This window comes from Microbulbifer sp. SE14, assembly GCF_059834885.1.
Genome location: NZ_JCBAJA010000001.1, coordinates 143,980 through 169,547, shown reverse-complemented (window position 1 = coordinate 169,547; position 25,568 = coordinate 143,980). Strand labels below are relative to the sequence as shown.

Annotated in this window: 23 protein-coding genes; 5 read left to right on the top strand and 18 right to left on the bottom strand. The window is 57.5% G+C overall.

Annotation, left to right across the window (positions count from 1 at the left end):
- Window positions 1–8: 8 nt before the first annotated feature.
- A complete protein-coding gene (locus tag AC6R19_RS00740; RefSeq protein WP_500577560.1) occupies window positions 9–920 on the bottom strand; it encodes a LytR/AlgR family response regulator transcription factor in 912 nt (303 codons plus the stop codon).
- 152 nt (window positions 921–1,072) lie between these two features.
- Between AC6R19_RS00740 and AC6R19_RS00735 the strand changes: the two genes are divergently transcribed.
- Entirely contained in the window at window positions 1,073–2,284 is a 1,212-nt protein-coding gene (locus AC6R19_RS00735) for an acyltransferase family protein (RefSeq protein WP_500577559.1), read from the top strand.
- A gap of 155 nt (window positions 2,285–2,439) precedes the next feature.
- Here AC6R19_RS00735 and AC6R19_RS00730 read toward each other — a convergent pair whose 3' ends face one another.
- The 4 genes from AC6R19_RS00730 to AC6R19_RS00715 form a co-directional block, all read right to left on the bottom strand.
- On the bottom strand, window positions 2,440–2,826 hold the full coding sequence (locus tag AC6R19_RS00730) for a DUF2750 domain-containing protein (protein WP_500577558.1): 387 nt from the start codon (window positions 2,824–2,826) through the stop codon (window positions 2,440–2,442).
- Window positions 2,827–2,916: 90 nt separating this feature from the next.
- A complete protein-coding gene (locus AC6R19_RS00725) occupies window positions 2,917–3,450 on the bottom strand; it encodes an NlpC/P60 family protein (protein WP_500577557.1) in 534 nt (177 codons plus the stop codon).
- A 343-nt stretch (window positions 3,451–3,793) separates the two neighbouring features.
- Window positions 3,794–3,970: a PLD nuclease N-terminal domain-containing protein gene (locus AC6R19_RS00720; RefSeq protein WP_500577556.1), complete on the bottom strand. Its 177-nt coding sequence runs from the start codon at window positions 3,968–3,970 to the stop codon at window positions 3,794–3,796.
- A gap of 153 nt (window positions 3,971–4,123) precedes the next feature.
- Complete coding sequence (locus AC6R19_RS00715; RefSeq protein WP_500577555.1) at window positions 4,124–5,512, bottom strand: glutamine synthetase family protein; 1,389 nt, start codon at window positions 5,510–5,512, stop codon at window positions 4,124–4,126.
- A 249-nt stretch (window positions 5,513–5,761) separates the two neighbouring features.
- Here AC6R19_RS00715 and AC6R19_RS00710 point away from each other — a divergent pair, with 249 nt between their 5' ends.
- Window positions 5,762–7,618, top strand: a complete 1,857-nt coding sequence (locus tag AC6R19_RS00710; protein WP_500577554.1) for a cation:proton antiporter — start codon at window positions 5,762–5,764, stop codon at window positions 7,616–7,618.
- A 57-nt stretch (window positions 7,619–7,675) separates the two neighbouring features.
- On the opposite strand, the gene AC6R19_RS00705 is transcribed toward AC6R19_RS00710, so the two are convergent.
- Window positions 7,676–7,972, bottom strand: a complete 297-nt coding sequence (locus AC6R19_RS00705) for a hypothetical protein (protein WP_500577553.1) — start codon at window positions 7,970–7,972, stop codon at window positions 7,676–7,678.
- The gene (locus tag AC6R19_RS00700) at window positions 7,969–8,463 is read right to left on the bottom strand and encodes a hypothetical protein (protein WP_500577552.1); all 495 of its coding nucleotides are present in this window, start codon (window positions 8,461–8,463) and stop codon (window positions 7,969–7,971) included. Before AC6R19_RS00700 ends, AC6R19_RS00705 begins: the two co-directional genes overlap by 4 nt.
- Before the next feature lie 288 nt (window positions 8,464–8,751).
- Between AC6R19_RS00700 and AC6R19_RS00695 the strand changes: the two genes are divergently transcribed.
- Window positions 8,752–9,435, top strand: a complete 684-nt coding sequence (locus AC6R19_RS00695; RefSeq protein ID WP_500577551.1) for a spermidine synthase — start codon at window positions 8,752–8,754, stop codon at window positions 9,433–9,435.
- A 100-nt stretch (window positions 9,436–9,535) separates the two neighbouring features.
- Here the strand turns inward: AC6R19_RS00695 and AC6R19_RS00690 are convergent, their stop codons facing one another.
- From AC6R19_RS00690 to AC6R19_RS00655, 8 genes are all read right to left on the bottom strand, one after another.
- On the bottom strand, window positions 9,536–10,237 hold the full coding sequence (locus AC6R19_RS00690) for a hypothetical protein (RefSeq protein ID WP_500577550.1): 702 nt from the start codon (window positions 10,235–10,237) through the stop codon (window positions 9,536–9,538).
- Between the two features lie 127 nt (window positions 10,238–10,364).
- Window positions 10,365–11,225 (bottom strand): hypothetical protein, encoded by an 861-nt coding sequence (locus tag AC6R19_RS00685; RefSeq protein ID WP_500577549.1) that lies wholly within the window; start codon window positions 11,223–11,225, stop codon window positions 10,365–10,367.
- Window positions 11,226–11,401: 176 nt separating this feature from the next.
- Window positions 11,402–12,856 carry an ATP-dependent nuclease gene (locus tag AC6R19_RS00680; protein WP_500577548.1) on the bottom strand — a complete coding sequence of 485 codons (1,455 nt, stop codon included), beginning with the start codon at window positions 12,854–12,856 and terminating at the stop codon, window positions 11,402–11,404.
- A gap of 119 nt (window positions 12,857–12,975) precedes the next feature.
- Window positions 12,976–13,194, bottom strand: coding sequence for a hypothetical protein (locus AC6R19_RS00675; protein WP_500577547.1), 219 nt, complete (start codon window positions 13,192–13,194; stop codon window positions 12,976–12,978).
- Window positions 13,195–13,679: 485 nt separating this feature from the next.
- Window positions 13,680–14,960, bottom strand: a complete 1,281-nt coding sequence (locus tag AC6R19_RS00670) for a ribonucleotide-diphosphate reductase subunit beta (RefSeq protein ID WP_500577546.1) — start codon at window positions 14,958–14,960, stop codon at window positions 13,680–13,682.
- 400 nt (window positions 14,961–15,360) lie between these two features.
- The gene (locus AC6R19_RS00665; protein ID WP_500577545.1) at window positions 15,361–18,318 is read right to left on the bottom strand and encodes a ribonucleoside-diphosphate reductase subunit alpha; all 2,958 of its coding nucleotides are present in this window, start codon (window positions 18,316–18,318) and stop codon (window positions 15,361–15,363) included.
- Window positions 18,319–19,267: 949 nt separating this feature from the next.
- Window positions 19,268–20,182, bottom strand: coding sequence for an ornithine carbamoyltransferase (argF, locus tag AC6R19_RS00660; RefSeq protein ID WP_500577544.1), 915 nt, complete (start codon window positions 20,180–20,182; stop codon window positions 19,268–19,270).
- Between the two features lie 17 nt (window positions 20,183–20,199).
- Entirely contained in the window at window positions 20,200–21,384 is a 1,185-nt protein-coding gene (locus AC6R19_RS00655; RefSeq protein WP_500577543.1) for an aspartate aminotransferase family protein, read from the bottom strand.
- Between the two features lie 241 nt (window positions 21,385–21,625).
- Between AC6R19_RS00655 and grxD the strand changes: the two genes are divergently transcribed.
- Entirely contained in the window at window positions 21,626–21,958 is a 333-nt protein-coding gene (grxD, locus tag AC6R19_RS00650) for a Grx4 family monothiol glutaredoxin (RefSeq protein ID WP_500577542.1), read from the top strand.
- Between the two features lie 152 nt (window positions 21,959–22,110).
- On the opposite strand, the gene bfr is transcribed toward grxD, so the two are convergent.
- The 3 genes from bfr to AC6R19_RS00635 all read right to left on the bottom strand — a co-directional run bounded on the left by bfr (window position 22,111) and on the right by AC6R19_RS00635 (window position 24,578).
- Window positions 22,111–22,590: a bacterioferritin gene (gene bfr / locus AC6R19_RS00645; protein ID WP_500577541.1), complete on the bottom strand. Its 480-nt coding sequence runs from the start codon at window positions 22,588–22,590 to the stop codon at window positions 22,111–22,113.
- 243 nt (window positions 22,591–22,833) lie between these two features.
- Window positions 22,834–24,147 carry a DUF2254 domain-containing protein gene (locus tag AC6R19_RS00640; protein ID WP_500577540.1) on the bottom strand — a complete coding sequence of 438 codons (1,314 nt, stop codon included), beginning with the start codon at window positions 24,145–24,147 and terminating at the stop codon, window positions 22,834–22,836.
- 218 nt (window positions 24,148–24,365) lie between these two features.
- Window positions 24,366–24,578: a bacterioferritin-associated ferredoxin gene (locus tag AC6R19_RS00635; protein ID WP_323844944.1), complete on the bottom strand. Its 213-nt coding sequence runs from the start codon at window positions 24,576–24,578 to the stop codon at window positions 24,366–24,368.
- Window positions 24,579–24,911: 333 nt separating this feature from the next.
- Between AC6R19_RS00635 and AC6R19_RS00630 the strand changes: the two genes are divergently transcribed.
- Window positions 24,912–25,514, top strand: a complete 603-nt coding sequence (locus AC6R19_RS00630; RefSeq protein ID WP_500577539.1) for a peroxiredoxin — start codon at window positions 24,912–24,914, stop codon at window positions 25,512–25,514.
- Window positions 25,515–25,568: the final 54 nt, after the last annotated feature.

The window sequence follows — 25,568 nt, the reverse complement described above, 5'->3', positions numbered from 1 at the left end:
CGCGGCGATCAGGCCAGGGCCTGCTTGAAGGCATCCCGGTATCGGCGCGAGAGGTTCAGCAGCTTGCCGCTGTGCAGCTGCACCTCGCCATCGCCGCTGGACTGGATGCTGATATGTTCAATGGCGCTGTGGTTGACCACCAGCCCCCGGTGAATTCGGCTGAAGCCGGCCGGGGCCAGGCGCTCGGCAATGCTGGTCAGGGTGCCCCGCAGCGGGTAGATGCGCCCGCGGCTGTGCAGGTTGACATAGTTGCCGGCCGCTTCGACCCACTCGATATCCGCCACCCGCACCAGGAACTCCTTGTCGAGCTTCTTGACCAGGAAGTGTTCCGGTACCGCCTGTCCGGTGGGCGTACCGGCCACCGGCTCGTGCTCCGCGATCAGGCTGGCTTCGCCCTTCAGGCGGCCGTGGGTCAGCCGGAATAGATGGTAGAGGCAGAAGAAGAGCGCGTAGCCCCAGGCATCCTTGCGGTACTCGTACCAGAACTCCCGCAGCCAGGGGCCGAAGTTGTAGTTGCCTCCGTCGAAGGTGTAGACCAGCTCGCGCATGGCAACCATCAGGGATACATGGGCCGCGGCAAAGAGCAGGGTGGCTACAAGGTGCCAGCCGAGTTGCCGGCCGACGCGGGTCAAACGCGGCGGGTTGCGGCGGAAGGCGAAGGCCAGGAACGGAAACAGGAGCAGCGTGCTCAGCGCACTGGTGTACTCCCAGGCGAAGGGTTCCCACAGCTGGATATCGGCCGCGCCGCCGCGATTGTGTTCTGCCCAGACGGAAAGTGCGTTGATGGTGTTATTGGTGAATAGATAGACGGCCAGCGCCAGGTAGATATACAGCGTGCGGTGCCGGTCAAACCGCTCGATCCACTGTGTGAGCGGCGGTGCCGACTGGGGTATCGCCTGGTTCTTATGCTCGCTGGTCATGCCGCTACTGCCACTGCTCCCGGTTTCCGGCCTGTTTTCGTCCCGCTGTGCCACCGCTTGTCCCCGGGTCAGGGCGGGATGGCCTCTTTTGCGCCCCGCCGGCCGCTGCTTTGCCAGAATGCCGCCAAAACACAAACCGACGGAGCAAGATCATGACACAAGCCGGCACGGAGCGTCGATACGATATCGACTGGCTGCGCACCCAGGCATTCGCGGTACTGATTCTGTACCACCTGGGTATGTACTATGTGGCCGACTGGGGCTGGCACATCAAGAGTGAGCAGACTTCGGTGTGGCTGCAGAACCTGATGATGCTGACCTCGCCCTGGCGCATGTCGCTGCTGTTCTTCATCTCGGCGATGGCGCTGGCCCTGGCACAGCGGCGGGGCGAAGGCTCCCCAAACAGCCTGCACCTGGCCCGGCTGCGCACCCGGCGTTTAGTAGTACCGCTGCTGTTCGGCATGTTCGTCATAGTGGTACCGCAGGTGTATATCGAGGCGCTCAGCCAGGGCCTGATTGAACCGGGCTACTTCCGCTTCTGGGCCCAGTACGTCAACCCGCGCACCGACCTGCTGACCGAACACCATACACCCATAGGCCTGCTGACCTGGAACCACCTCTGGTTCCTGCCCTACCTGTGGCTGTACAGCCTGCTGCTGTTGTTGCTGCGCAAACCCCTGAACCGGCTGGTGCAGGGCAGGGGCTTCCAGCGGCTGCCGCCGCTCGCGGCCATAGTCGCGGTGGTGCTCGCCCTGATGCTGGTGTGGCTGTTCCTGCGCGCCCGCTTCCCGTCGACCCACGCGCTGCTGGACGACTGGTACAACCACGGGCGCTACCTGCTGGTGTTTGTGTTCGGCTATCTGTTCGCCCTGCAGCCGCGCTGGTGGCAGTTTGTGATCGACCGGCACCGGGTCTTCCTCTGCCTGGCCGTCGCCTGCTACCTGCTGATACTGGCGGAGCGCAACGGCGCCTTCCCGGCACTCGATACGGCTTTCGAGGCGCACCTGGGCCTGCGGCTGCTGGTCGGCGCCGTGATGGCTCTGAACCACTGGGCGTGGATATTCTGTGTGGTGGGCTTTGCCGGCTTCCACCTCAACCGCCCGAGCCCGGTACTGCGCTACAGCAACCCGGCGATACTGCCCTGGTACATTTTGCACCAGACGCTGATTATCGTCTTCGCCTGGTGGCTGAAGCCCTATGCGCTGCCGATCGGACTCGAGGCGACTCTGTTGCTGGCGCTGACGGTTGCGGGCTGTATCGGCGGCTACGGGGTGATCCGGCGGGTGGATGCTTTGCGCTGGCTGTGTGGTATGTCCGTCGGCAGGGAGCGGGAAGTGGTGCAGAGAGCGGTGCTTTCCCACTAGTCTCTCGTGCCTTTGTTAGAGTGCTGCCACCTTGGGTAAGGGGAGGGGGACCAGAACCTTTGCGGAGAAGCGGCCGGGTTGCCGCTTCTTTCCGCTGTGACCTCCACTGTTTCCGGCATCCGGCAACTGCTCATTCGGTCGCGTACTCTATGCGCTCAGAAGCGGGATAGCTCCTCGCGCAAGTCCTGCTCCAGGTCTGAAGGCTCGGTGACCCACACACTCTTGTCCGGGCCCGGGAATATCCCGATCTCGATACCGTCTTTGTCCAGCCCCGGAAGCCATTTCTTCAGGAATTGGGGCAGGGGGATGCACCTGGGCTTGAGGTCGGTGTCGTCGCTGGCATAGGCCGCGGCAAACTCCGAGGCGGGCCAGACCGGAAGGTATTCGAAGCCGCCGTGTTCGTCTGAATGTAACTTTAGAAAGTGTTCCTGGCTGTTGACCAGTATCCAGACCTCTCTTTCCTCACCAACGAGGTCCAGGAAATACTCATAGCGATCTTCGGTACTCAGGCCCAGTATGGCCTCCAGGTCTTTATCGTTCATCGTTTATTGCTGTTCTTTTGCTTGTGGGTAGAGGCAGGGGCAGGGTTGGAGACGGAACGCCTTGATGCATTGATAGCCGGGTTAGCGGGGCTATTTCCTCGGTGGACCAGGATAGGCATCCAGGTCCACTCTTCTCGCATGCCAATATTTGTCCCTCCAATAGTAATCGCTCAGCCTCGAAATTGTTACGCCGTGTTTTGTTGAAGCATGGAAAAACTTGTTGTCCTCGATATAGATACCCACATGCCTGACTTTACGGCCGGTTTTGAAGAAAACCAGGTCACCGGCACGCAGTTGGTTGCGCCTGACGGCTTTGCCGACCTGGGACTGGTACCTGGTGGTGCGGGGAAGTTCAATGCCAAAGTGATCGCGGTAAGTCGTGTAAACCAGCCCGGAGCAGTCGATGCCCCGCTTGCTCAGGCCACCCAGTGAATAGCTGGTGCCTTTCCATTCCCGATATTGGGCGTAGATCCTTTCCTTTACCGGCTTTGTACTTGCACGGACGGGTTCCTGTACGCTCGGCGGAATGCTTTCTTTGGGAGCTTGCCTGTATGGGGCAAGACTGCAACCTGCTGTCGCGGCCGTCAGGAAAACGATTGGGATCAACAGCAGTTTCGTGTTCATAGGATCTTATTGTGGGCCTGGAGTCAGGTTGGTCGAAGCCTGGTACCGGTTGTCCCACGAGAGCCGGCCAAGGGGCCGGTGCAACTGCCTGTTTTTTAGGGGCTTCTTTCCACGAATCCGGTAGTCAGTAAACGCTCCTAAAGTACAGTTTTTGACCTGAATGCCGGCTGAATATCCTAGTGCCGAGTTAGTGTACTGGCGCTGGATGGAGGGGATTCGGCCAGGTTCAGGGGATGGCACGTCAAAACGCAGAATGGCTCCGCAGGCGGTGACGGCCGGGGCATGGCTTGGTGCCGGATATTCTGTCAACTACCCGGTGGCGTGGGTGTCGACTGGCGGAGGTTCAGCCGCTCCTGCCTCCCGGACCGGCGAGAAACCAGGCAATCAGGCCGATAACCGGCAATATCAGCACGACAAGCACCCAGATCAGCTTCCTGAGCCCTGAGGCTGAGCTTTGCAGGATCTTGATGATGGCGTAGATATCCAAAATTAGGATCAGTAACCCGAGGATGCCTTCCATGATTACGTCGCCCTCCAGATTGTGTGGCATGCGGTATGGCAGGATATGCGTGCGCAAGTATAGATGCTGGGCCAGATAGCGCCCGCTTGCTGTTCAGGGCAAATCCATCCTGCCATGCGCACGCGCGCCCATCAACGGGCACCCGCTAACACCCTACACACTCAGCAACAGGTGCTCCCGTTCCCATGGCGAGATTTCCCGATGGAACTGGCGCAGCTCTTCCTTTTTGACTTCCGCATACAGCCGGCAGAAGTCCTTGCCGAGCGTCCGATGAATCTCGTCGGCACCTGCAAAGATACGCAGCGCCTCGTCGAAGGTGGTGGGGATGTAGGACTGGGCCTGCTGTTCGTCATCCAGCTCACCCTCTGCCGGCGCCCCCGGTTCAATTTTGTTCACCATCCCCAGGTATCCGCAGGTCAGGCTCGCGGCGATCGACAGATACGGATTGGTATCCACGCCGATCACGCGGTTCTCCAGGCGGCGGTCCTGGGCCCCGGAGTGTGGCACTCGCAAACCCGTGGCCCGGTTGTCGTAGCCCCAGGCGAGGTTGGTCGGCGCGCTGGAGTTGGCCGCCGATTCAAAGCGCCGGTAGGAGTTGACGTTCGGTGCAATAAACGGCATCACCTCAATCAGGTGTTTCTGGGTGCCGCCGATAAAGTAGCGGAACAGGTCGGTCGCATTGCCGCGGTCGTTGGAGAAAATGTTCTGCCCGCTGGCGATGTCCACCACGCTCTGGTGCACATGCATGGCGCTGCCGGGCTGGTCGCGCATGGGCTTGGCCATAAAGGTGGCGAACATACCGTTGTTCAGCGCCGCTTCCTTGATGATGCGCTTGAAGTAGAACACCTGGTCGGCCAGTAACAGCGGGTCGCCGTGGGTGAGGTTGAACTCCACCTGGCCGGCGCCATCCTCCTGGATCACCGAGTCGATATGCAGGCCGGCGGCCTCCGCATAATCGTAAATGGTATCGATCACCGGGCCGTATTCATCGACGGCAGACATCGAGTAGGATTGCAGCGCCGTGCCGGATCGCCCGCTGCGGCCGACGGGTGGCTGTATCGGCTCGTTGGGGTCGACATTCGGTTTGGTCAGGTAGAACTCCAGTTCGGGCGCAACAACGGGCTTCCAGCCCCGCTGCTCATACAGGCCGATGACGTGCTTGAGGATATTCCTCGGCGCACAGGAAACAGGCCTGCCCTCGAAATCCTGCAGGTCGTGGATGATCTGCAGCGTCGGCTGCTTCGCCCAGGGCGCCGCCATCGCCGTCGACATATCCGGCACAAGCACCATATCGCTCTCGGCCCACTGGTTCACTATGTCCATTTCCACATCCTGGCCGGTGATGGTCTGGTAGAAAATGGAGATCGGCAGGAAGATCGGTTTGTCCGGTGAGAAATTTTTCAGCGGCATCGCCTTGCCGCGGGACATGCCGTTCAGGTCGGGAACGATACACTCCACCTCGTCCAGTCTGCGGCCATTGCGATAGGCCTGGAAGGCCGGGGGTAACTGGTCCAGCCAGGAACGACGATCAGACTGACTCATGGTGACTCCGACAAAGAGGCTGAAAAAAGGCCGGGGCCCACTGGGGGCCGGCGGCAAAAGACAAGTTTACAGGGCATTGGTACCTGTGCCCACGACAAGCTGCACGGCGTGGGTGAGCGCAGTGGCAGGCAGGGGGAGGCGGCCGGTGGATGCCACATGCTACTATGCCCGAGTCAGTAAATTTCCGGGACGATTCACAAACTTATACGCTCGCGCTCCAGTACATATAGCAATCGGCTAGTCGTCACTATGGAACAGATCATCTCGAACCCAATGGCCCTGTTGGTGATGGTTGGCATCGTCTCGATTGCGTGCCAGTACCTTGCGTTCAGGCTCAAGTTGCCGGCGATCCTGCCCCTGCTTCTGGCCGGGCTCGCCCTCGGGCCCATGACCGGTGTGCTCGACCCCGATGCCCTGTTCGGCGACCTGCTGTTCCCGCTCGTTTCGCTGGCGGTCGCGATTATCCTGTTTGAAGGGGCGCTGACCCTCAAGCTCTCCGACCTCGCCGGGCACGGCACCATGGTGCGCAATCTGTGTACGCTGGGTGCCGCGGTGACCTGGCTGGTCGCCACGCCCGCCGCCTACTATGTGCTCGGCATGCCCATGCAACTGGCCGCGCTCTTTGGTGCCATTGTCACGGTTACCGGGCCGACGGTCATAGTCCCCATGTTGCGTTCGGTGCGCCCCAATACGCGTATCTCCAATATCCTGCGCTGGGAGGGCATTGTGATAGACCCGATCGGCGCGCTGCTTGCGGTGCTGGTGTACGAGTATGTTGTCGCTGCGCAAAGTCCATTCGAGCATACGCTGGTGCTTTTGCTGAAAGTCGTGGCCATCGGCTTCGGGCTCGGCTCCTCGATGGGGTATCTGCTCGGCACGCTGCTCAGGAACAACTGGGTACCCCACTACCTGCGCAACACCGCGGTACTCACCCTGATGCTCGGTGCCTACGCCACCTCCGACCTGATGTCCCACGAATCCGGCCTGCTCACGGTGACCGTGATGGGGATCTGGATGGCGAACATGAAGGGCCTGGATGTCGACGATATCCTCGAGTTCAAGGAAACCCTCAGTGTGCTGCTGATCTCGGCACTGTTTATCCTGCTGGCAGCGCGGGTGGAGTTGTCAACGCTGGTGCAGCTGGGCTGGGGAGCGCTACTGGTGTTGGCGGCCATCATGTTTGTCGCCAGGCCGTTGTCCGTGTTCCTGTCCTCACCCGGGTCGGGATTGAACTGGCGCGAGCTGGCGATGCTCAGCTGGATTGCACCGCGGGGCATAGTGGCCGCCGCGGTGTCCGCCCTGTTTGCGCTGAAACTGGAGTCGTTCGGGCTGGCAAATTCCGAACTGCTGGTGCCGATGGTGTTTCTGGTGATCATCGCCACCGTCGTCCTGCAGAGCCTGACCTCCAAGACCATCGCCAAACTGCTGGGCGTGCGCGCACCCTATCCCAACGGTTACCTTATATTCGGTGCCAACAAGTTCGCGCGGATGCTGGCAAAAGACCTGATGGATAAGGGCGTTCCCGTCATCATCGCGGATACCAACTGGGACGCCATCAGCGAGGCGCGTATGGAAGGTATCCCCACTTACTACGGCAACCCGGTCTCGGAGCATGCCAGCCTGACCCTGGATCTTTCCACGGTTGGCAAGGTGCTGGTGCTGTCGCCCTACAAGCAGCTCAACCCGCTGGTGACCTATCACTTCGAGCATTTGCTCGGCAGTGGCTCGGTGCTCGGCCTGAGCCAGGGCGCGCAGGAGGGGCGGGCCAGCCACCGGGTGTCGGAGGAATACGCGAAAAAACTGGCACTGTTTTCCGAGAGCGCCACCTACGGCCGCCTCGCCAGCCTGGTGGCGAAAGGGGCGACTATCAGGACCACGCGCCTTACGGAGGCTTTCACCATCGAGGATTACCGGGAAACCTACGGCAACCGCGCCACGCGGCTCTATGCGCTGGACCCGCAGGGGAAAATCCATATCTGTACCATCTCGCACGAATTTGAACTCGAGGCCGACTGGCAGATCGTCAGCCTGGTCGCGCCGGAGGAGGGGGCGGAAAAGGCCGCAGACGGCGCGCCACTGCCTGACGGCGAGGTTTCGCTGGGCTAGGGCCGCAGTGTTTTCATTTCGCGGTAATATGCAGAGGTTGTAATTTAAATCCTCTCCCTATGCTTTATCGACCTCTTCGTTCCACTGGTCCTCATACCCTGCGCGTTCAAGGTAGCCACCAAGTGAATTGTAGAGCTTCTCGGTCCAGTACTGGGGGCTTCCCTCGCAGGGTAAAGTAACCTTCTCTTCAGCAGACTTGTTGACCATAGCCCAGAAGAACCTGCTCAAATGAATGGCTTCTTCTTTCGAGGTGACAAAGCCCTTGGTTAAGATCTCCTTCGACAGGGTATCATCCAGGAGATCAGAGAAGTAAAGGGCAACAGTTTTCTCTTCGCTGTATTGGTATTCGATCATGCTATCGCATCCCTTGCATCCTTGATTACCGACATGCGATCGGCAATCCATTTCAGCTTATCTACTAGTTGGTAGACTGTCATTCTTTCAGTCGCAGTTAGAAGGTAATGCCCCTTCTTTTTACGGTCCGGCTCAAATGCCAGTCCCCGCGGAATATCGGCTTTCTCTAGGACCCAGTATACGTGGATGGGTGTCCCGGGATTGTACTTCTGCTTCAGCTTGTGTACACCCTTGAGGTGTTGCCAGGTCGACGAAAAGGATAGTCCCATCTGGTTGTGTGGTAAAACCCATTGATGGTCTTCCGAGAGTAGCCAATCCTTTACTCTTATTCCCTGGACAAGCCGATCTCCTTCTGGCACATCGCATTCTCGGTATAGAGTGGGGTGGCTGGAGCCTGTTGTCGGTCTTGCCAAAGCTCCTTCGAATTCCTGGATGATCTCCCGGAGATCATCCATCGTTCTGAATTGATGGACGTATTTTTCCGTTTCCATGTTCTATTCGATACTCCCTATCGTTATAGCCCGCCCTATAAGTTCAGAGTTGGCTATTTGAATATATTTCAATAATCTATATCCCTTGATAAATCGTAACAAAAAAGATTATTTAAGTCTTGCTCTGTTTCGAGTAGGGCTAAATCTTATGCCTTATTTGTGGAATGTAAGGCCTGACCCGAATGGCATTCTTAACTTGTGGGTGTCCTTTCTATCGCTAACCAATATGGCGGGGCTTTATGTTATATTGCTCGCCTTATCTCCACAGTCCCACAACGAGCACACGCCATGAAACCCTGGATCGAACTCGGCACCGCCCAGATTCCCAACGGCGGCGGCATACTCAAGCTGCGCCAGCGCGACCAGGAGTTCTCCATCTCCCTGAGCGGCCCCCGCGGTGAACTGATGAACAGCCGCCGCTTTAACAGCGAGCGGGAGCTATCGCTGCTGGGCTGTGCCCACCTGAAGAAGCACAAGGGCGCCCGTGTGGTCGTGGGCGGCATGGGTATGGGTTACACGCTGGCCGCCGCCCTGGAGGTACTGCCGCCCGATGCAGAGGTCATCGTTGCCGACCTGATCCCCGAAGTGGTGGAGTGGAACCGCGGGGCACTGGGGGCCTGCGCCGACCGGCCACTGGACGACAGCCGTTGCGCCGTGCATATCGGCGATGTGCGTGAGCTGCTGGAAAGGCACGATGGCGACTATGACGCCGTGCTGCTGGATGTCGACAACGGCCCCGAGGGGCTGACCCACAGCGACAACAACTGGCTCTACTCCCTCGATGGCACCAGCTGTATCTACGACTGCCTGACGCCAGGCGGTATGTTAGCGGTGTGGTCGGCGGGGCCCGACAGCATGTATGTTCACAGGCTGCAGAAGACCGGCTTTGACGTCGAGGTCAAGACAGTGCGCGAGCGCCCCGGCAAGGGTGCGCGGCATACCATATTTCTGGCAAAGAAAACGTCCGTGTAACGCGCAATAAGCCGAGATATGGGAGTGAATGGGGTCAGGTCAAAGTTTTGACATCTATTAGATTTGGGGATTCAGCGCCTAAATGTTGATCTGATCCCATTTATTCATTATTGATTTTCTCAACTTTAACTTCTGTTGAATCGTTCTTGAGGTGTTCTAGGATAATTTTCTCTGAAAAATCTTCTACAGAAATATTCTCAGAACGTGATAGAATCATTAATTTATTATAGTTTTCTAAATCTACTCGGAGATCCAATTTTTTAGGGCTCTTATCCAAATACGACACTACTATTAAAGCTGTAATTATTAGAAATATAAGAACTAGAGAGGTGCTTGATTTACAAAAGAAAAGATCTTTATTGGCGATTTGGTGAGATAGGTAGGAGATTGAAATTAATAAGAATGCAGCCACTAGAAATACTACGAAATGTGTGAATTTTACCCCATGGGTCCCGATGATTGATGCGATAAAAATTGGTGTGGAGAATCCTAAAAGTAGAAAAAAGGCAGGGGAAGAAAACTGAAATATCCTTAAGGATAGGTGTGAATTAATTCTATTAATAAACTCGTTGGCTTTCTTGTATCTAACTGTTGTTCGTAATAGGGTTAATAGGACAATAAAAATAAAGAGCGAGAAAATACTGCCTAATGGTATGTGGTCAGTAAGCAAGCTTAAGAAAAAATTTCTTTCCATTTGGGGAGGTAAATTGATATTCTCCAAAAACCACATCATTGATGATATAAGTATCCCGAGCGGGAAGAAGAAATATGCATCGTTCTTATTAAGATATTTTTCCTTCATATTGAAATCCATTAAATTTCGACTGATATTCAATACCCGGATATTGGTCTGTCCCTATCACGATGAGCTAATATTTTTTCTTGGTTGATTGTGGTGCCATAATGTTGATCTTATCACATTAATTCAATTATGCACTTTCTAACTCAATTAATTGTTTGCCCTTGTTTTCTGTATAACTTGAAACTGCGGAGATAGTAGCTCCTAGGACAAATACTGCTTCACTCCTCGTAAAGGGTACATAATCAGAGTTTTCGTCCGGATGGTGTGCCAGATGAGTTATATGCATGATTTGTTTGATTGCGTTATAAAATCTTTGCTCCTTTGTCATTTCCTTTCTGTTTTTATTGAATGGCTCATTGATCTTGCTTGTACTCTTCCATTCAGAAATGATTCTTTCTAATGATATTCTGCACTTTGCTACCACATCTTCGTAGTTGCCATAATGCAAGTGCTTCTTGGCTTTATCGATGGCTATTAGTGCTGCTTTTACCTCTTCAGAAGGATGTATATCCATAGGTAGTTCGAAAACTAGCCCGCCTTTAAAATCCATAGATCTCAAGGAGTTTATCCATTCTTTTTGATTTGCTTGGTATGAAATACGATCAGAGGTGCAAATTTGATTGAATTCGTCGATATATTCTCCCAAAACTTCAATTGTAAATTCTAAGTCGTCACCTAATCTTATTTTTTCAATTTCTTCTATAGTGTCTTTTGATAGCAACACTTCATAAAGTAACCCGCCTCTCTGTTGATGTGTAGTTGCTTTGAATGTTTTTGGCAGCTCGGGAAAAGCTGTTCCGAGATATACTTTGTCTTTTCCGATAAAAATTTTAGCAATTGTGTTCTGGAAGATGAGTTCCTTTTCCCTGGCTGGCATAACGTAATTTAGGGATATTTTCAGAAGGTGTCCTCCAATGCCCGGACTTCCACTAACTGAATTGACTTCAAATTCAACGATTATTTCTCCTCCGGATGCCGTTATACTCAATTTTATCTCCTATATTTGATCAATTAGTTCGCATTTCAGATTGATGATGGTTGGTATATTAATTATGGGGGGTTGATTATTTTAATAAATGTGGTCAGCTCAATACTTCGCATGAATTTCGCCCAAACAAAATTGTGCTATAAAATTGATCTGGCCCCATTTTTCTCATATATGGATCAGGCGTTGCCTTTTATTGCGTCAACAAGTTCATGGAATGCGTCTTCACCTATGTCATCGAGATAACACTTTATGGAAACAGTCCTGAAATAATCACTATTTGATACGGATTCCTGTGCAAGACATTTTGTGAAATGGTGATGATCTGTTACATCACGTAGTGCCAGTGTATTGTCGACATCTACGCCAAAGTTATCCAGAATCATTTGCTTTACAGATGGATTTTGATAAATCTCTCTTTCGGGTGGCATTGTTCCAGGGAATGAATATAGTTTTTCCTTAACATTTTGGCCTGTGTCTGCATCCCGAACCGCGAGACTATTTTTCCCTAATTGGTCCATGAGTCTAACTGCATTGCGAACAGCGTTGGTGTCGCCAATGGGCTCGATATTAATTGCATTTAATAATGAATGATCAGCACGTCGAATCATCTCTGTTAGCAGTGAGGCTGCGAAATCATCTTCGACAAATATTATCAGTTCTTTTTGCTCTCCAAGAGAAAGCATTGATCTTGCCCTAGTAGAAGAAAGGCCTTCAAAGCTACTAACTCCGTTGTGATCTCGATAGAGCATTAATCTAGCTTCAGAAGGCATTGCTTTCAGCATTCGATCAGAGTGTGTGGTAAATATTATCTGATGGTGCTTGCGATTGCAGACATCAATTAAGTATTTTGCCAGCTCATACTCTGCATGTTCATGCAGTGATGTTTCTGGTTCTTCAATGACAAACAAGCTATTGTCAGGAGCTCTTTCTAGAAGATCTACCATATAGAAGGTTCGGCCTTCGCCAAATCCCATGTTGTTTTCGGAGTAACTTGCGCCATAACGAGAGGCTATTCCTAATTCTGCTTTTTTCTTGCCGTGTCTAATTCCTTGAAAATGCAGCTCATCATATTGCTGTCCCAGTATTCGCCCAACTTTTATTTTTGTATCATCGGGGATTTCGCGTCGTTCAGTAAGTGCAAATGAACTTCCCTTATAGATGCTCAAATCTTTTCGCTCGACCTTTGGGATGTAGACAGTAAATCCAATATAAAAGCACTTGCGATGTGGCTGGCGTTTATAGCCGCTCCACTCCTTTTCGTTTCGTTTAACAGTTAGTTCTTGAAGTGTATCTTTATCCGCTGTCTCATAAAGAAATAGCACGCTAGCATCTGGAGTGAATGGATTCGGGTCGGCAGCGGATGCTGGAAAGAAGTCTCTCACGTAATATCTTTTGTAGCCTTGTTCCGCATCTTCTGGCTTTTTATAGCCACTAAGGCATATTTGTCCAATTGTACTTTTTCCTGCGCCATTCATGCCCGAGATTGCGAGTATCGGATAGTTCATCTCGACATCAAGGCCGTTTATACCACGAAAGCCTTTAACGGTTATTTTTCTAATAGTTTCCCCAAAGTTGGCATACCTATTGTCGAGTTTGTATTTTGTTGCCAGTTGCTTTCTTGGGTCAGCCATTAATTATTTTCTCCGAATTAATCATTTAAGCTAATAGAAGGGGTGGCACAGCGCAGCCTGGGCCGTTCCGCACAGGCCCGTTATGAATCGGTGTGATCCGCCTTTGGTTGTTAGGGCTGCTATAAGCGGAAAGTAATACTAGAGCCTCCAAGACGTGCCAGGTCCGCAAGAGTTTGAGGTAAATAGCCGGTAGCATTGATGGTAACGTGTCCCCCATTTGCTGCTGCGAGACGGACAATGTTTTCCAAAGTCTGAGGCATATACTTTGCATCACTAGCGATATCAATATTTGCTCCGGTACAAGCTAGCTGTTCCAGAGTTTGTGGAAGAAAAGCCATGAGGTTCTCCTTTTTTATCAATAGCTTTAATTGCCTAATGCTGTGGCTAGGGGCGGAGCTGAGGTCCCTGTCCCAGGTTGCCGTATTATCTTGCTAGGCTTAGTTGGCTGGCAATTCCCTAATTGCGCGTCGAATATCAGTTTCTGCACCATCTAGCTCTCGAAGTGCGCGATCTATGTCGGAGCGCCCCTCAGCTGATCGCCCTCTAGCACGCCTGAGTGCGTTGATCGCATCCTCAACAGCACTCAATGCTCTCTTCATTCTTCTTTTTGTATCCATAACTTATTCCCTAGAATGCAATTGGTAGGCTGATTTTTTGTATTTTTACATCTCAAGTACGAAGGGTTTCTAAGGTCATTTTCCCTAGCGGGCAAATAAAAAAAGCGGATGTACCTCGCGATACATCCACTCTCAATACCTCTCTTCCTGTGAGCGACTACTTGTTGTAGTTGTATCCCTGCTTTATGGCTTCTTGGTTGTTCCTCTTACCACTGAAGCGCACCACCGGTCTGGTATTCGATCACCCGCGTCTCGAAGAAGTTTTTCTCCTTGCGCAGGTCCATAATCTCGGACATCCAGGGGAAGGGGTTCTGGGCGCCCGGGAACTGTTCTTTCAGGCCCAGCTGGGTCAGGCGGCGGTTGGCGATGAAGTGGAGGTATTCCTCCATCATGTTCGCGTTCATGCCGAGGACGCCGCGGGGCATGGTGTCGCGGGCGTAGGCCACTTCCAGTTCCATGCCCTCGAGGATCATCTGGGTCACTTCCTGCTGGAATTCCGCGGTCCACAGGTGCGGGTTTTCCAGTTTGATCTGGTTGATGACGTCGATGCCGAAGTTCAGGTGCATGGACTCGTCGCGCAGGATGTACTGGAACTGCTCGGCGACGCCGGTCATCTTGTTGCGGCGGCCCATGGACAGTATCTGGGTGAAGCCGCAGTAGAAGAAGATGCCTTCGGTGACGGCGTAGAAGGCGATCAGGTTGCGCAGCAGTTCCTGGTCGGTCTCGACGGTGCCGGTCTTGAAGTTGGGGTCGCCGATGGACTGGGTGTGCTTGAGGCTCCAGGCGGCCTTCTTGGCCACGCTGGGTACCTCGCGGTACATGTTGAAGACCTCGCCCTCGTCCATGCCCAGGGACTCCACGCAGTACTGGTAGGCGTGGGTGTGGATGGCCTCCTCGAAGGACTGGCGCAGCAGGTACTGGCGGCACTCGGGGTTGGTGATATGGCGGTAGATGGCCAGCACCAGGTTGTTGGCCACCAGGCTGTCGGCGGTGGAGAAGTAGCCCAGGGAGTATTCCACGATACGGCGCTCGTCCGCGGTCAGACCTTCGGGGTCCTTCCACATGGAGACGTCCTTGTTCATGTTCACTTCCTGCGGCATCCAGTGGTTGGCGCAGCCGTCGAGGTATTTCTGCCAGGCCCAGTCGTACTTGAAGGGCACCAGCTGGTTGAGGTCGGCGCGGCAGTTGATGATGCGCTTTTCGTCCACCTGGATACGGGCGGCGCCCATCTCCAGTTCTTCCAGACCCGGGGCCGGGTCCATGTCGGCTACGGCGGCCCGCGCGGCTGCGACTGCCGGGGAGGCAGGAGCAGCGTTGGATTGGGCCGCGGGCGACGCCGGAGCGCTGGTGGCTTCTTTGGCGCTGTGGGCACTATAGGAGGCCGCCGGTTCGGATACTTCTTGCTGTAGCGTCTCCGGCGCCGGTCGCGGTTCGGTGGCTTTGGTCGTTTTTTTGGGCTGTGTGTCGAAGTCGTCCCAGCTCAGCATAGTAGGCCCTTTGATCCGTCTTTTCTTTGTGAGTTCGATTTCTGTTGTCAATTTTCCGACGCGGCTCTGTAGCGAGCGGTTGCGTCGGGGGCGGCTGCGCCGCCTTGCCGAGTGGAGCCTTCGGCTCCAAGGAAATAACTCGGCCTTCGCCTGCAGGCAGGCTCCTACAGGGTGCGTTGGGTCGCAGCCGACACCCGGTCCCCCTTACCTTAGGTTCAGGTTTTTGGCCCTGCCGCTTTGTTTGAAAGGGCAGGGTGGACCGGGGTCGCTGCGCATGGTCTTGGCCGCTAGTGCGGTTGCTTCGCTCTCCCCCGAGAGTTCTTTCTTTTTCGGGCCTTGGGCCCGGGCCCTCTCCCCCGGCCCCTCTCCCGCAAGCGGGAGAGGGGAGGGAATAGGGCTCTTACTGGCAGGCCTCGCAGTCCGGGTCGTCCAGGGAGCAGGCCTTGGGGACTGCTGCCGGGGCCGGTTCCTGTTGAGCCGGGGCCTGCGGTGCCGGTGCCGCGGCGACGCCGTTGCTGCCGCCTGCGCTGACCGCGTTCAGGGTGCCGCTGGTCACGGTGGATTTCTCCGTGCTGGTGGCGGCCAGGGCGCGCAGGTAGTAGGTGGTCTTCAGGCCGCGGTACCAGGCCATGCGGTAGGTCAGGTCCAGCTTCTTGCCGTCGGCGCCGGCGATGTACAGGTTCAGGGACTGGGCCTGGTCGATCCACTTCTGGCGGCGGCTGGCGGCGTCGACGATCCAGCGTGGCTCCACTTCAAAGGCGGTGGCGTACTTGGCTTTCAGGTCCGCCGGCACCCGCTCGATCTTCTGTACAGAACCCTCGTAGTATTTCAGGTCGTTGACCATCACCTTGTCCCAGAGGCCGCGATCCTTCAGGTCGTGCACCAGGTAGGGGTTGACCACGGTGAACTCGCCGGACAGGTTCGATTTCACGTACAGGTTCTGGTAAGTGGGCTCGATGGACTGGGATACGCCGGTGATATTGGCGATGGTCGCGGTCGGGGCTATGGCCATCACGTTGGAGTTGCGCATGCCCTGCTTCTTCACCTTCGCGCGCAGGCCGTCCCAGTCCAGGGTGGAGCTGGTGTCCTGCTCGATGAACTGCTCGCCGCGCTGCTCGGCCAGTACCTTGATGGAGTCCAGCGGCAGTATGCCCTTGCTCCACAGGGAGCCGTCGTAGCTCTGGTACTTGCCGCGCTCGGCCGCCAGGTCGCTGGAGGCGGAGATGGCCTGGTAGCTGATGGCCTCCATGGAGGTATCGGCGAAGGCCACCGCCTCGTCGCTGGCGTAGGAGATGCCGGCCTTGTAGAGGGCGTCCTGGAAGCCCATCAGGCCCAGGCCCACCGGGCGATGGCGCATGTTGGAGGCGCGCGCTGTCTCCACCGAGTAGTAGTTGATGTCGATGACGTTATCGAGCATGCGCACGGCGGTCTTGACGGTGCGGGCCAGCTTTTCCTGGTCCAGTTTGCCGTCCTCGCCTATGTGCTGGGCCAGGTTGACGGAGCCCAGGTTGCACACGGCGATCTCGTCGTTGGCCCTGGTGTTCAGGGTGATCTCGGTGCATAGATTGGAGCTGTGCACCACGCCCACGTGCTGCTGCGGGCTGCGCAGGTTGCAGCTGTCCTTGAAGGTGATCCAGGGGTGGCCGGTCTCGAACAGCATGCCCAGCATCTTGCGCCACAGGTCCACCGCGCGGATCTTCTTGTGCAGCTTCAGTTTGCCCTCGGCGACCAGCTTCTCGTAGTGCTCGTAGCGCTCCTCGAAGGCGGTGCCGTAGAGGTCGTGCAGGTCCGGGCAGTCCGCCGGGGAGAAGAGGGTCCATTCCTTGTCCTCGAACACGCGCTTCATGAACAGGTCCGGCACCCAGTTGGCGGTGTTCATGTCGTGGGTGCGGCGGCGGTCGTCGCCGGTGTTCTTGCGCAGCTCGAGGAATTCCTCGATGTCCAGGTGCCAGGTCTCCAGGTAGGCGCAGACGGCGCCCTTGCGCTTGCCGCCCTGGTTCACGGCCACGGCGGTGTCGTTGGCCACTTTCAGGAAGGGCACGACGCCCTGGGACTTGCCGTTGGTGCCCTTGATATAGGAGCCGAGGCTGCGCACCGGGGTCCAGTCGTTGCCGAGGCCGCCGGCCCACTTGGACAGCATGGCGTTGTCCTGGATGGCGCCGTAGATGCCGTGCAGGTCGTCCGGCACCGTGGTCAGGTAGCAGGAGGACAGCTGCGGGCGCAGGGTGCCGGCGTTGAACAGGGTCGGCGTGGAGCTCATGTAGTCGAAGGAGGAGAGCAGGTTGTAGAACTCGATCGCGCGCTCGTTTCTCTCATCCTTGTTGCCGTCGCCTTCGTTGATGGCGAGGCCCATGGCGACGCGCATGAAGAAGATCTGCGGCAGCTCGAAGCGGGTGTCGTTGCTGTGCAGGAAGTAGCGGTCGTACAGGGTCTGCAGGCCCAGGTAGGTGAACTGGTGATCGCGCTCGCTCTTCAGGGCCGCACCCAGTTTTTCCAGGTCGAAGGTGGCCAGGGCCGGGTCCAGCAGTTCCAGCGCGATACCCTTTTCCACGTAGGCGGGCAGGGCGGTCGCGTAGAGGTTTTCCATCTCGTGGGCGGTGGCGCGCTCGGCCACGCCGAGGAAGCGCAGGGCTTCGGCGCGCAGCTTGTCGAGCAGCAGGCTGGAGGTGGCGTAGGTGTAGTTGGGCTCCTGTTCGACCATGGTGCGCGCGGTGATCACCAGCGCGGTGTTGATGTCGTCCTCGGACACGCCGTCGTAGAGGTTCTTCAGCGCTTCATTCAGGATCGCATCGCCGTCCACGTCGGTCAGGCCCTCGCAGGCCTCGGCCACGATGGTGCGCAGGCGCTCCATGTCCAGCGGGATCAGGCTGCCGTCTTCCATCTTGACGCGGATGCTCGGGTGGGCGTCGGCGGGCTGGGCGGCTTTCTGCTGTTTTTCCTTCTCGGCGCGCAGGCGGGCGTGCTCCTCGCGGTAGAGCACGTAGTCGCGGGCGATCTTGTGCTCGCCGGCGCGCATCAGGGCCAGTTCCACCTGGTCCTGGATTTCCTCGATGTGAATGGTGCCGCCGGAGGGCATGCGGCGCTTGAAGGTGGCGCTGATCTGCGCGACCAGCTCGCCCACTTTCTCGTGGATGCGGCTGGAGGCGGCGGCGGTGCCGCCCTCGACGGCGAGGAACGCCTTGGTGACAGCGACGGAGATCTTGCTGTCGTCGTAGGGCACTACGGTGCCGTTGCGCTTGATAACGCGAATCTGACCCGGCGCGGTGGCGGCGAGGGTGGTGCCGCCGTTGGCCTGATCCCTGGAAGCGCCCGCTTTGTCAGCAGGCACGGATTGAGAGCGCCCTGTCTCTGTGTGCATGAAGATCTCCACAAGTGTGTACTGTTGTTTTTTCCGCTTCTGTACGTTTTCTGTACTTTCGAACAGCGTCCCCCGAATGGAGGGTGTGGCGCGGAACGGGTCCATCGTTTTCCCAAATTTCCCGCTGTGCGGGATGGGAACAGGCCGCTTTGGGTCCGGTGCCGCGGGCGGTACCGGCCAGTGCCTGTGGCGGAGAGTCCGTTCCGCCTGTTTACCTCTGGTTCGCTTTGAAAAGCTGTGCCTGACTGATGGCGCCGCCGTCCGTCTGGGCCCGCTTGAGTGTCGGGTTCTGGGTCCGTTTCGGGGCGGCGCTGTGTCGGAATCTGCCCCCGTCGGCTAGGGGTGCTTTTGGGGTTGAACCCCAACATATTGGGGTGGCCCCTCGACTGCGCTACAAGATAATGCGCTAGCGGGGCTAATTCAAGGCGGATAACTCGGTGATTGTCTGTGGATAAATTGTGGGTAGGCGGTGAACGTCAGTGGCCACTTTCGTGCCAGCTCCCGCCATTACTGGGGGTGGTTAAAGGCTGTACAGGGCCATTTCATCCTGTGGAGATTTTAAGAATTTTTTTTAATAGTAAACGGCCCCTAAATTAACCACGGCAATAACCGTTTCGGTTTGTCTAGTCCTTGAGCAAAGTGGTACTCGGATGGACAGTTTTGGTGGCGCCTGTTTAATCGTTGGTGAATGTCTGACCGGAGTCCGATCGCGGCCATGGGCGGATGGCCGCCCCGCCGCTCCTACAGGGGGAGTGTTTCAGTATTGTGACGGATAACCCCTCGCGAATTCCCCGATCGCGCATTCGTCATACCTGCGCAGAGCCTGTGCCGGACCTGATCCGGTACCGGTATCCAGTTTGGTGGTACCTGGGTTCCGGCCTGCGCCGGAACGACGAATGTGCGGATTGAAGTGGTTGCGCGCAAAAATAACAGATGAAAAAGTGAGCAACTACCTGCTGTTTTCCTGCAGGAACTCCATCAGCGCCTTCTGCGCGTGCAGGCGGTTTTCCGCCTCGTCCCAGACCACGGAGATGTTTTCGTCCTCCAGCAGCTCGCCGCTCACTTCCTCGCCGCGGTGGGCGGGCAGGCAGTGCATGAAGATGGCATCGGAGGCGGCGTGGCTCATCAGCTCGTGGTCGACCAGGAAGCCGTCGAAGGCGCGCAGGCGCTCCTGCTGCTCCGTCTCCTGGCCCATGGAGGCCCAGACGTCGGTGGCGACCCAGTCGGCGCCGCGCACCGCTTCCTCCGGCCTGCGGACTATGCTGACCCGGTCGCCGGCGGTGGCGACGATGGATTCATCCGGTTCATAGCCCTCGGGGCAGGCGATGCGCAGCTCGAAGTCGCATTGGCGCGCAGCGTTGATATAGGAGTGGCACATGTTGTTGCCGTCGCCGACCCAGGCCACCACCTTGCCCGCCGGGCTGCCGCGGTGCTCGACGTAGGTCTGGATGTCCGCCAGCAACTGGCAGGGGTGGTAGCTGTCGGACAGGGCGTTGATCACCGGCACCCGCGAGTACTCGGCGAAGCGCTCCAGCACATTGTGTCCGAAGGTGCGGATCATCACCATGTCCACCATGCGCGAGATGACCCGCGCGCTGTCCTCGACGGGCTCGCCGCGGCCCAGTTGGGTGTCGCGCGGGGACAGGAAGAGGGAGTGACCGCCCATCTGCGCCATGCCCGCCTCGAAGGACACCCGGGTCCGGGTGGAGGACTTCTCGAAGATCATGCCCAGTACCCTGTCGCGGAAGGGCTCGGTGGAGATGCCCTGAGCGCGCAGCGCTTTCAACTCGATAGCGCGCTCGATGACGCCGTTCAGCTCCTCCCTGGACAGGTCCAGCAGGGTCAGAAAGTGTCGGATGGCCATAAGTCGTTTCCTCTAAATCAGGCCGCGCGCCGGGCGAATTGTTGGACCAGCGCGCTGACGGTGTTCGCTATCTGGCTGCACTCCCCGTCGGTCAGGGTGAGGGGCGGCAGCAGGCGCACCACATTGCCGGCGGTGACATTGATCAGCAGGCCCTCGGCCCGTGCCAGTTCAACCAGTTCGGCGCAGGGGCGGTCCAGCTCGATGCCGACCAGCAGGCCCAGGCCGCGCACCTCTTTCACCGCTGCGCAGTTGTCCAGCTGCAGGCGCAGCTGCTGCAGCAGCCGGGCGCCGAGTTTCTCCGCGCGCTCGATCAGCCACTGGCTCTCCAGGGTCTCCAGCACCGCCAGGCCGGCGCGGCAGGCCAGCGGGTTGCCGCCGAAGGTGGAGCCGTGGCTGCCGGCGGTGAACAGTTGCGCCGCTTTGCCGCGGGCCAGGCAGGCGCCGATGGGCACGCCGTTGCCGAGCCCCTTGGCGGTGGTGACCACGTCGGGGAGTATGTCATTGTGCTGGTAGGCGAACAGCTTGCCGCTGCGGCCATTGGCGGTCTGTATCTCGTCCAGCATCAGCAGCCAGTCGTGCCGGTCGCACAGCGCGCGCAGCCGGTTCAGGTAGTCGGCTGCCGGCACATTGATGCCGCCCTCGCCCTGCACCGGTTCCACCAGTATGGCGACTATGTCGCTGTGCTCGGCGGCCAGCTTCTCGATGGCGGCCACGTCGTCGAAGGGCACGCGCAGGAAGCCCTCCGGCAGCGGTGCAAAGCCCTGCTGTATTTTCACGTTGCCGGTGGCGGTCAGGGTGGCCAGGGTGCGGCCGTGGAAGGCGCCCTCCATGACCACGATCTTGGGCACTGCGTAGCCGCGCTCGTTGCCGAGCCGGCGCGCCAGCTTGATGGCCGCCTCGTTGGCCTCGGCACCGGAGTTGGAGAAGAACACATTGTCCATGCCGGACAGGAACACCAGCCTGTCCGCCAGCTGCTCCTGGGCCGGGATGTTGTACAGGTTGGAGACGTGCAGCAGGGTGCGCGCCTGGTCGTGCAGTGCTTGTGTCACCGCCGGGTGGCAGTGGCCCAGGCCGCAGACGGCGACGCCGGCGACGGCGTCCAGGTATCGTCGGCCGGCGTCGTCCCACACATAGTTGCCCTCGCCCCGGACCAGGGTCAGGGTTCTGTCGCCGTAATTCTGCATCAGTGCGGGAGTGGCCACGTTGCTGTCTCCTCTTGTCGCGGGCCGAACAATGGGAAAACCGCAGAAAATTCGGCGTGGGAGGTGCCGGTCCGCAGTTTCCCCGGGAAAGCCGGCAATACTAACATAAGAAGCATGTCGCGCTAGTGATCTTCCGGCTTTTAGTACCCGGCGCCCCACTGGGTTACAATGCCGCCCAGCGCGCGACCGCCCCGCGCCCGGAATCATCCAACACTTCCACTACCCGAGGTTAGTCATCCCTATGGATACACTGGAGAACATCAAGCAGCAGATCGCCGACAACGCCATACTGCTCTACATGAAAGGCAGCCCCAACGCACCCCAGTGCGGCTTTTCCATGCGCGCCTCCCAGGCGCTGATGGCCTGCGGCAAGCGCTTTGCCTACGTGGATGTGCTGTCCAACCCGGATATCCGCGCCGAGCTGCCCAAATACGCCAACTGGCCTACCTTCCCGCAGCTGTGGGTGAAGGGTGAGCTGATCGGCGGCTGCGACATCATCATGGAGATGTACGAGAACGGCGAGCTGAAGACGCTGGTCGACGAGGCGGCTGCCGAGAGCGAGGGCGACGAGTAAAAAATCGCCGTTTCGCAGATACAAAAACCGCGGCAATTGCCGCGGTTTTTTAATGGGTGTCTGTAGGAGCGAACCTTGTGTTCGCCCGACGGAGGTGCCGGCAACGATCAAGGGCGAATACAAGATTCGCCCCTGCGGGCCAGGGTAATTTATTACTCGGAGGCTTTTTCCATCTGCGACTGCAGGTAATTCTGGATGCCCACCTTGTCGACCAGTTCCAGCTGGGTCTCCAGCCAGTCCACGTGTTCCTCTTCGGACTCGAGGATTTTTTCCAGCAGTTCGCGGCTGCCGTAGTCGCGCACCGATTCGCAGTATTCGATGGCATCGCGCAGGTCGGGGATCGCTTTGTGCTCGAGTTTCAGGTCGCACTTGAGCATTTCCACCGTGTCTTCGCCGATCAGCAGTTTGCCCAGGTGCTGCAGGTTGGGAATACCCTCGAGGAAAAGAATGCGCTCGATCAGCCAGTCGGCGTGTTTCATTTCGTCGATGGATTCGTGGTACTCGTGTTTGCCCAGCTCTTTCAGGCCCCAGTTGTCGTACATGCGGGCATGCAGGAAGTACTGGTTGATGGCCACCAGTTCGTTGCCCAGTACCTTGTTCAGATGTTCGATGACTTTGGGATCGCCTTTCATAGCTTTTGCTCCTGAGGCCCTGCCGGTAAGAAAAATGTCTGCAGGGGTTCCTGATTGTTGGTCGCTAAAGTTCGCCGCTGATTCAATGTCCCCGGATTTATTGTAGGGGCACGGCTGCAAAATCGGGTCGAGTTTGCGTCGCCGTTACCGGCAAGTCAAGCGCATCGCTCCGTTGCGCAAAACACGAAAAATACAGTCTTTAACGCAAATTTGGCCGCAAACCCAAACGAAAACGATTCTGTTTTAGTTCGCCAGTTTTTGTTGGGCCGCGGATATTTTTTCTTCGATGATCGATAGGTCGGCGCGGCTCTTGAGAAAGATCTGGCAGTCCTCTCCCAGGCGCTGCAGATAGTTGCGCAGCGCCTCTTTGTCCTTGTCCCGGTTGCAGACGTCGGTCAGGTTGGACAGGGTGTTGAGCAGGTGGCGCATAACCACGCCATTGCCGCGGCCGTGCTCGCAGATTTCGTCCAGGGTCGCGTCGAGCAATTGGGAGAATTCCAGTTCGCGGCTGACCAGGCGCAATCGCCCGTCGGATCCACTGAAGCAGTTCGGCGGTTCCGGTCGCTGCAGTACCGTGCCCAGCCCCTCAATCAGGCGATCGATACAGGAATAGGCGGTATAGGGATCGTTGATTCCCGGGGACAGGGCGCGCACCGCAATCTGGGAAAGTTGCCGCACCGAATAGACGATGTCCTGTTCCGAGGTGGGCTGGGAACCGATTTGCAGTGCCGACTGCACGCCCTCGATCAGTGCACCGCAATCCTCCGGTGGCTGGTAGATGCGACCGATACTGCTCCAGTGGTGCAGGTAGATGCCGGCGTGGCAACTGATCCGCAGGCAGCAATCGAACTCCTCCGCCAGGTCGACTAGCGCCTGCCGGTCGACCAGTTGCAGGTAGCCACTGCGGGCGGTGGGAATTTCCACCCAGCCGGTGCCGAGTTCCAGCCGCTCCGGGTCGAAGTGTTCCCCGGATTCGTCCTCCAGGGTGTCCGGGTATTCGCGCTCTATGGCGCGGTGAAACTCGAGATTGATGCGGTGGGCAATATTGTCCACCTGGATCGACTGGGCGACGTTGTGGATAAAGTAGACCAGGAAGCCGATGCTGAGCAGCGCCAGCAGCAGGGCGGCCTGCACCGCCAGGTCGTAGTTGCGGGCGCTGTCGCCCAGGGTGCCGATGCTGCGCATGGTCATCAGCGCGTAGACGAAGGTGGCGAGGAATATGCCCAGGCTCGCCTGGGTGCCGCGGTCGCGGATAAAGTTGCGCACCAGGCGCGGGCCGAACTGGTTGGCGGCCAGGGTCAGGGCCACCACGGTGATGGAGAAGACGGTGCCGGCGACGGTGATGGTGGAAGCGGCGATGGTCGAGAGCAGGGCGCGGGCGCTGTCCGGATCCTCCAGGCGCAGCCACTGCAGGCCGGTCAGGCTGGCGGGGTCTATCCAGGTGTCCAGCAGGCGCAGAATATTGGCCAGGGCCACGGCCAGCAGAATCATCAACAGCGGCAGCCCCCAGAAACTGGAGCGCAGTCGGTCACCCAGGTGTGCGAGATACGGTTTCATGATTCCACTGGCGCGGCGGACACGGGAGTGCCATCAGCTTAGTCCAGTGATCCGGGGAGACGGGATGGGGGGAGACGCAGCCGATCATCGGGTGGCAATCGGCAGGTGGAAACAAGGGGCCTTCAGCCGGTGGAGTAGGGGAGCCCTCAGCCCGCGGAATAAAAGAGCCCTCAGCCCGCGGAATAAAAGAGCCCTCAGCCCGCGGAATAAAAGAGCCCTCAGCCCGCGGAATAAAAGAGCCCGTTGTTGGCCGCGGCGATCACACCGCCGGCCATGGTCTCGTCGATGATCTCCTGGGTCAGTTCGGCGCAGCGGCCGCACTGGGAGGAGACGCCGAGGTGGCGGCGCAGGGCTTTTACCGAAGTGGAGCCATCGTAGACCGCTTCCTTGATCTGGCGGTCGGTAATGCCTTTACAGATACATACGTACATCGTCGCTGAAACCCTGGCGCAAAATTCGCTCAATTCCTAGATAATGCGCAGATCGTATTGCAAGTGAGAATGAGTGTCAATAAGGTTTTGTGACGCTCAACTACTAGTCTAGTCGCGCTTTTTGTGACCAGCTGGACAATGGCTGACTGATTCCCTGAAGTGGGTCAGGAAGGAGGACGGGCGCCTCTATCGACGTCATATAAAAATTTAATGGGACTGACAGTTACGCCTGTGTATCATAGCGGCCCACTATCAATTCTTATTCAATTTATAGCGGTTGCATATAAATTGATCACTTCATAACTAACCCATCATTGGAATGAGGAGGTTCTCATGGCAGTTCTGGTAGGCAAACCGGCTCCGGACTTCACCGCCGCTGCGGTACTGGGCAACGGCGAGATCGTCGATACCTTTAACCTGAAGGAAGCCATCAAGGGCAAGAAGGCCGTGGTTTTCTTCTATCCGCTGGACTTCACCTTCGTGTGCCCGTCGGAGCTGATCGCTTTTGACCACCGCTACGCGGAGTTCCAGAAGCGTGGCGTGGAAGTGATCGGTGTTTCCATCGATTCCCAGTTCTCCCACAACGCCTGGCGCAACACTTCCATCAACGACGGTGGTATCGGCCCGGTCAAGTACACCCTGGTAGCGGACGTGAAGCACGAAATCTGTCAGGCCTATGACGTTGAAGCCGACGCGGGCGTCGCTTTCCGCGGCTCTTTCCTGATCGACGAAGAGGGTGTGGTACGCCACCAGGTCGTGAACGACCTGCCGCTGGGCCGCAACGTCGACGAGATGCTGCGCATGGTCGACGCCCTGACTTTCCACCAGGAGCACGGCGAAGTCTGCCCGGCCGGCTGGCAGGAAGGCGACAAGGGTATGAGCGCTTCCCCGGAAGGCGTGGCGGCTTACCTGAGCGAGCACGCCGAGAAGCTGTAAGTGTCTTGGCATCGGGGAGCGCAGGTGCTCCCGACGCGAAAAACCGCCTTCGGG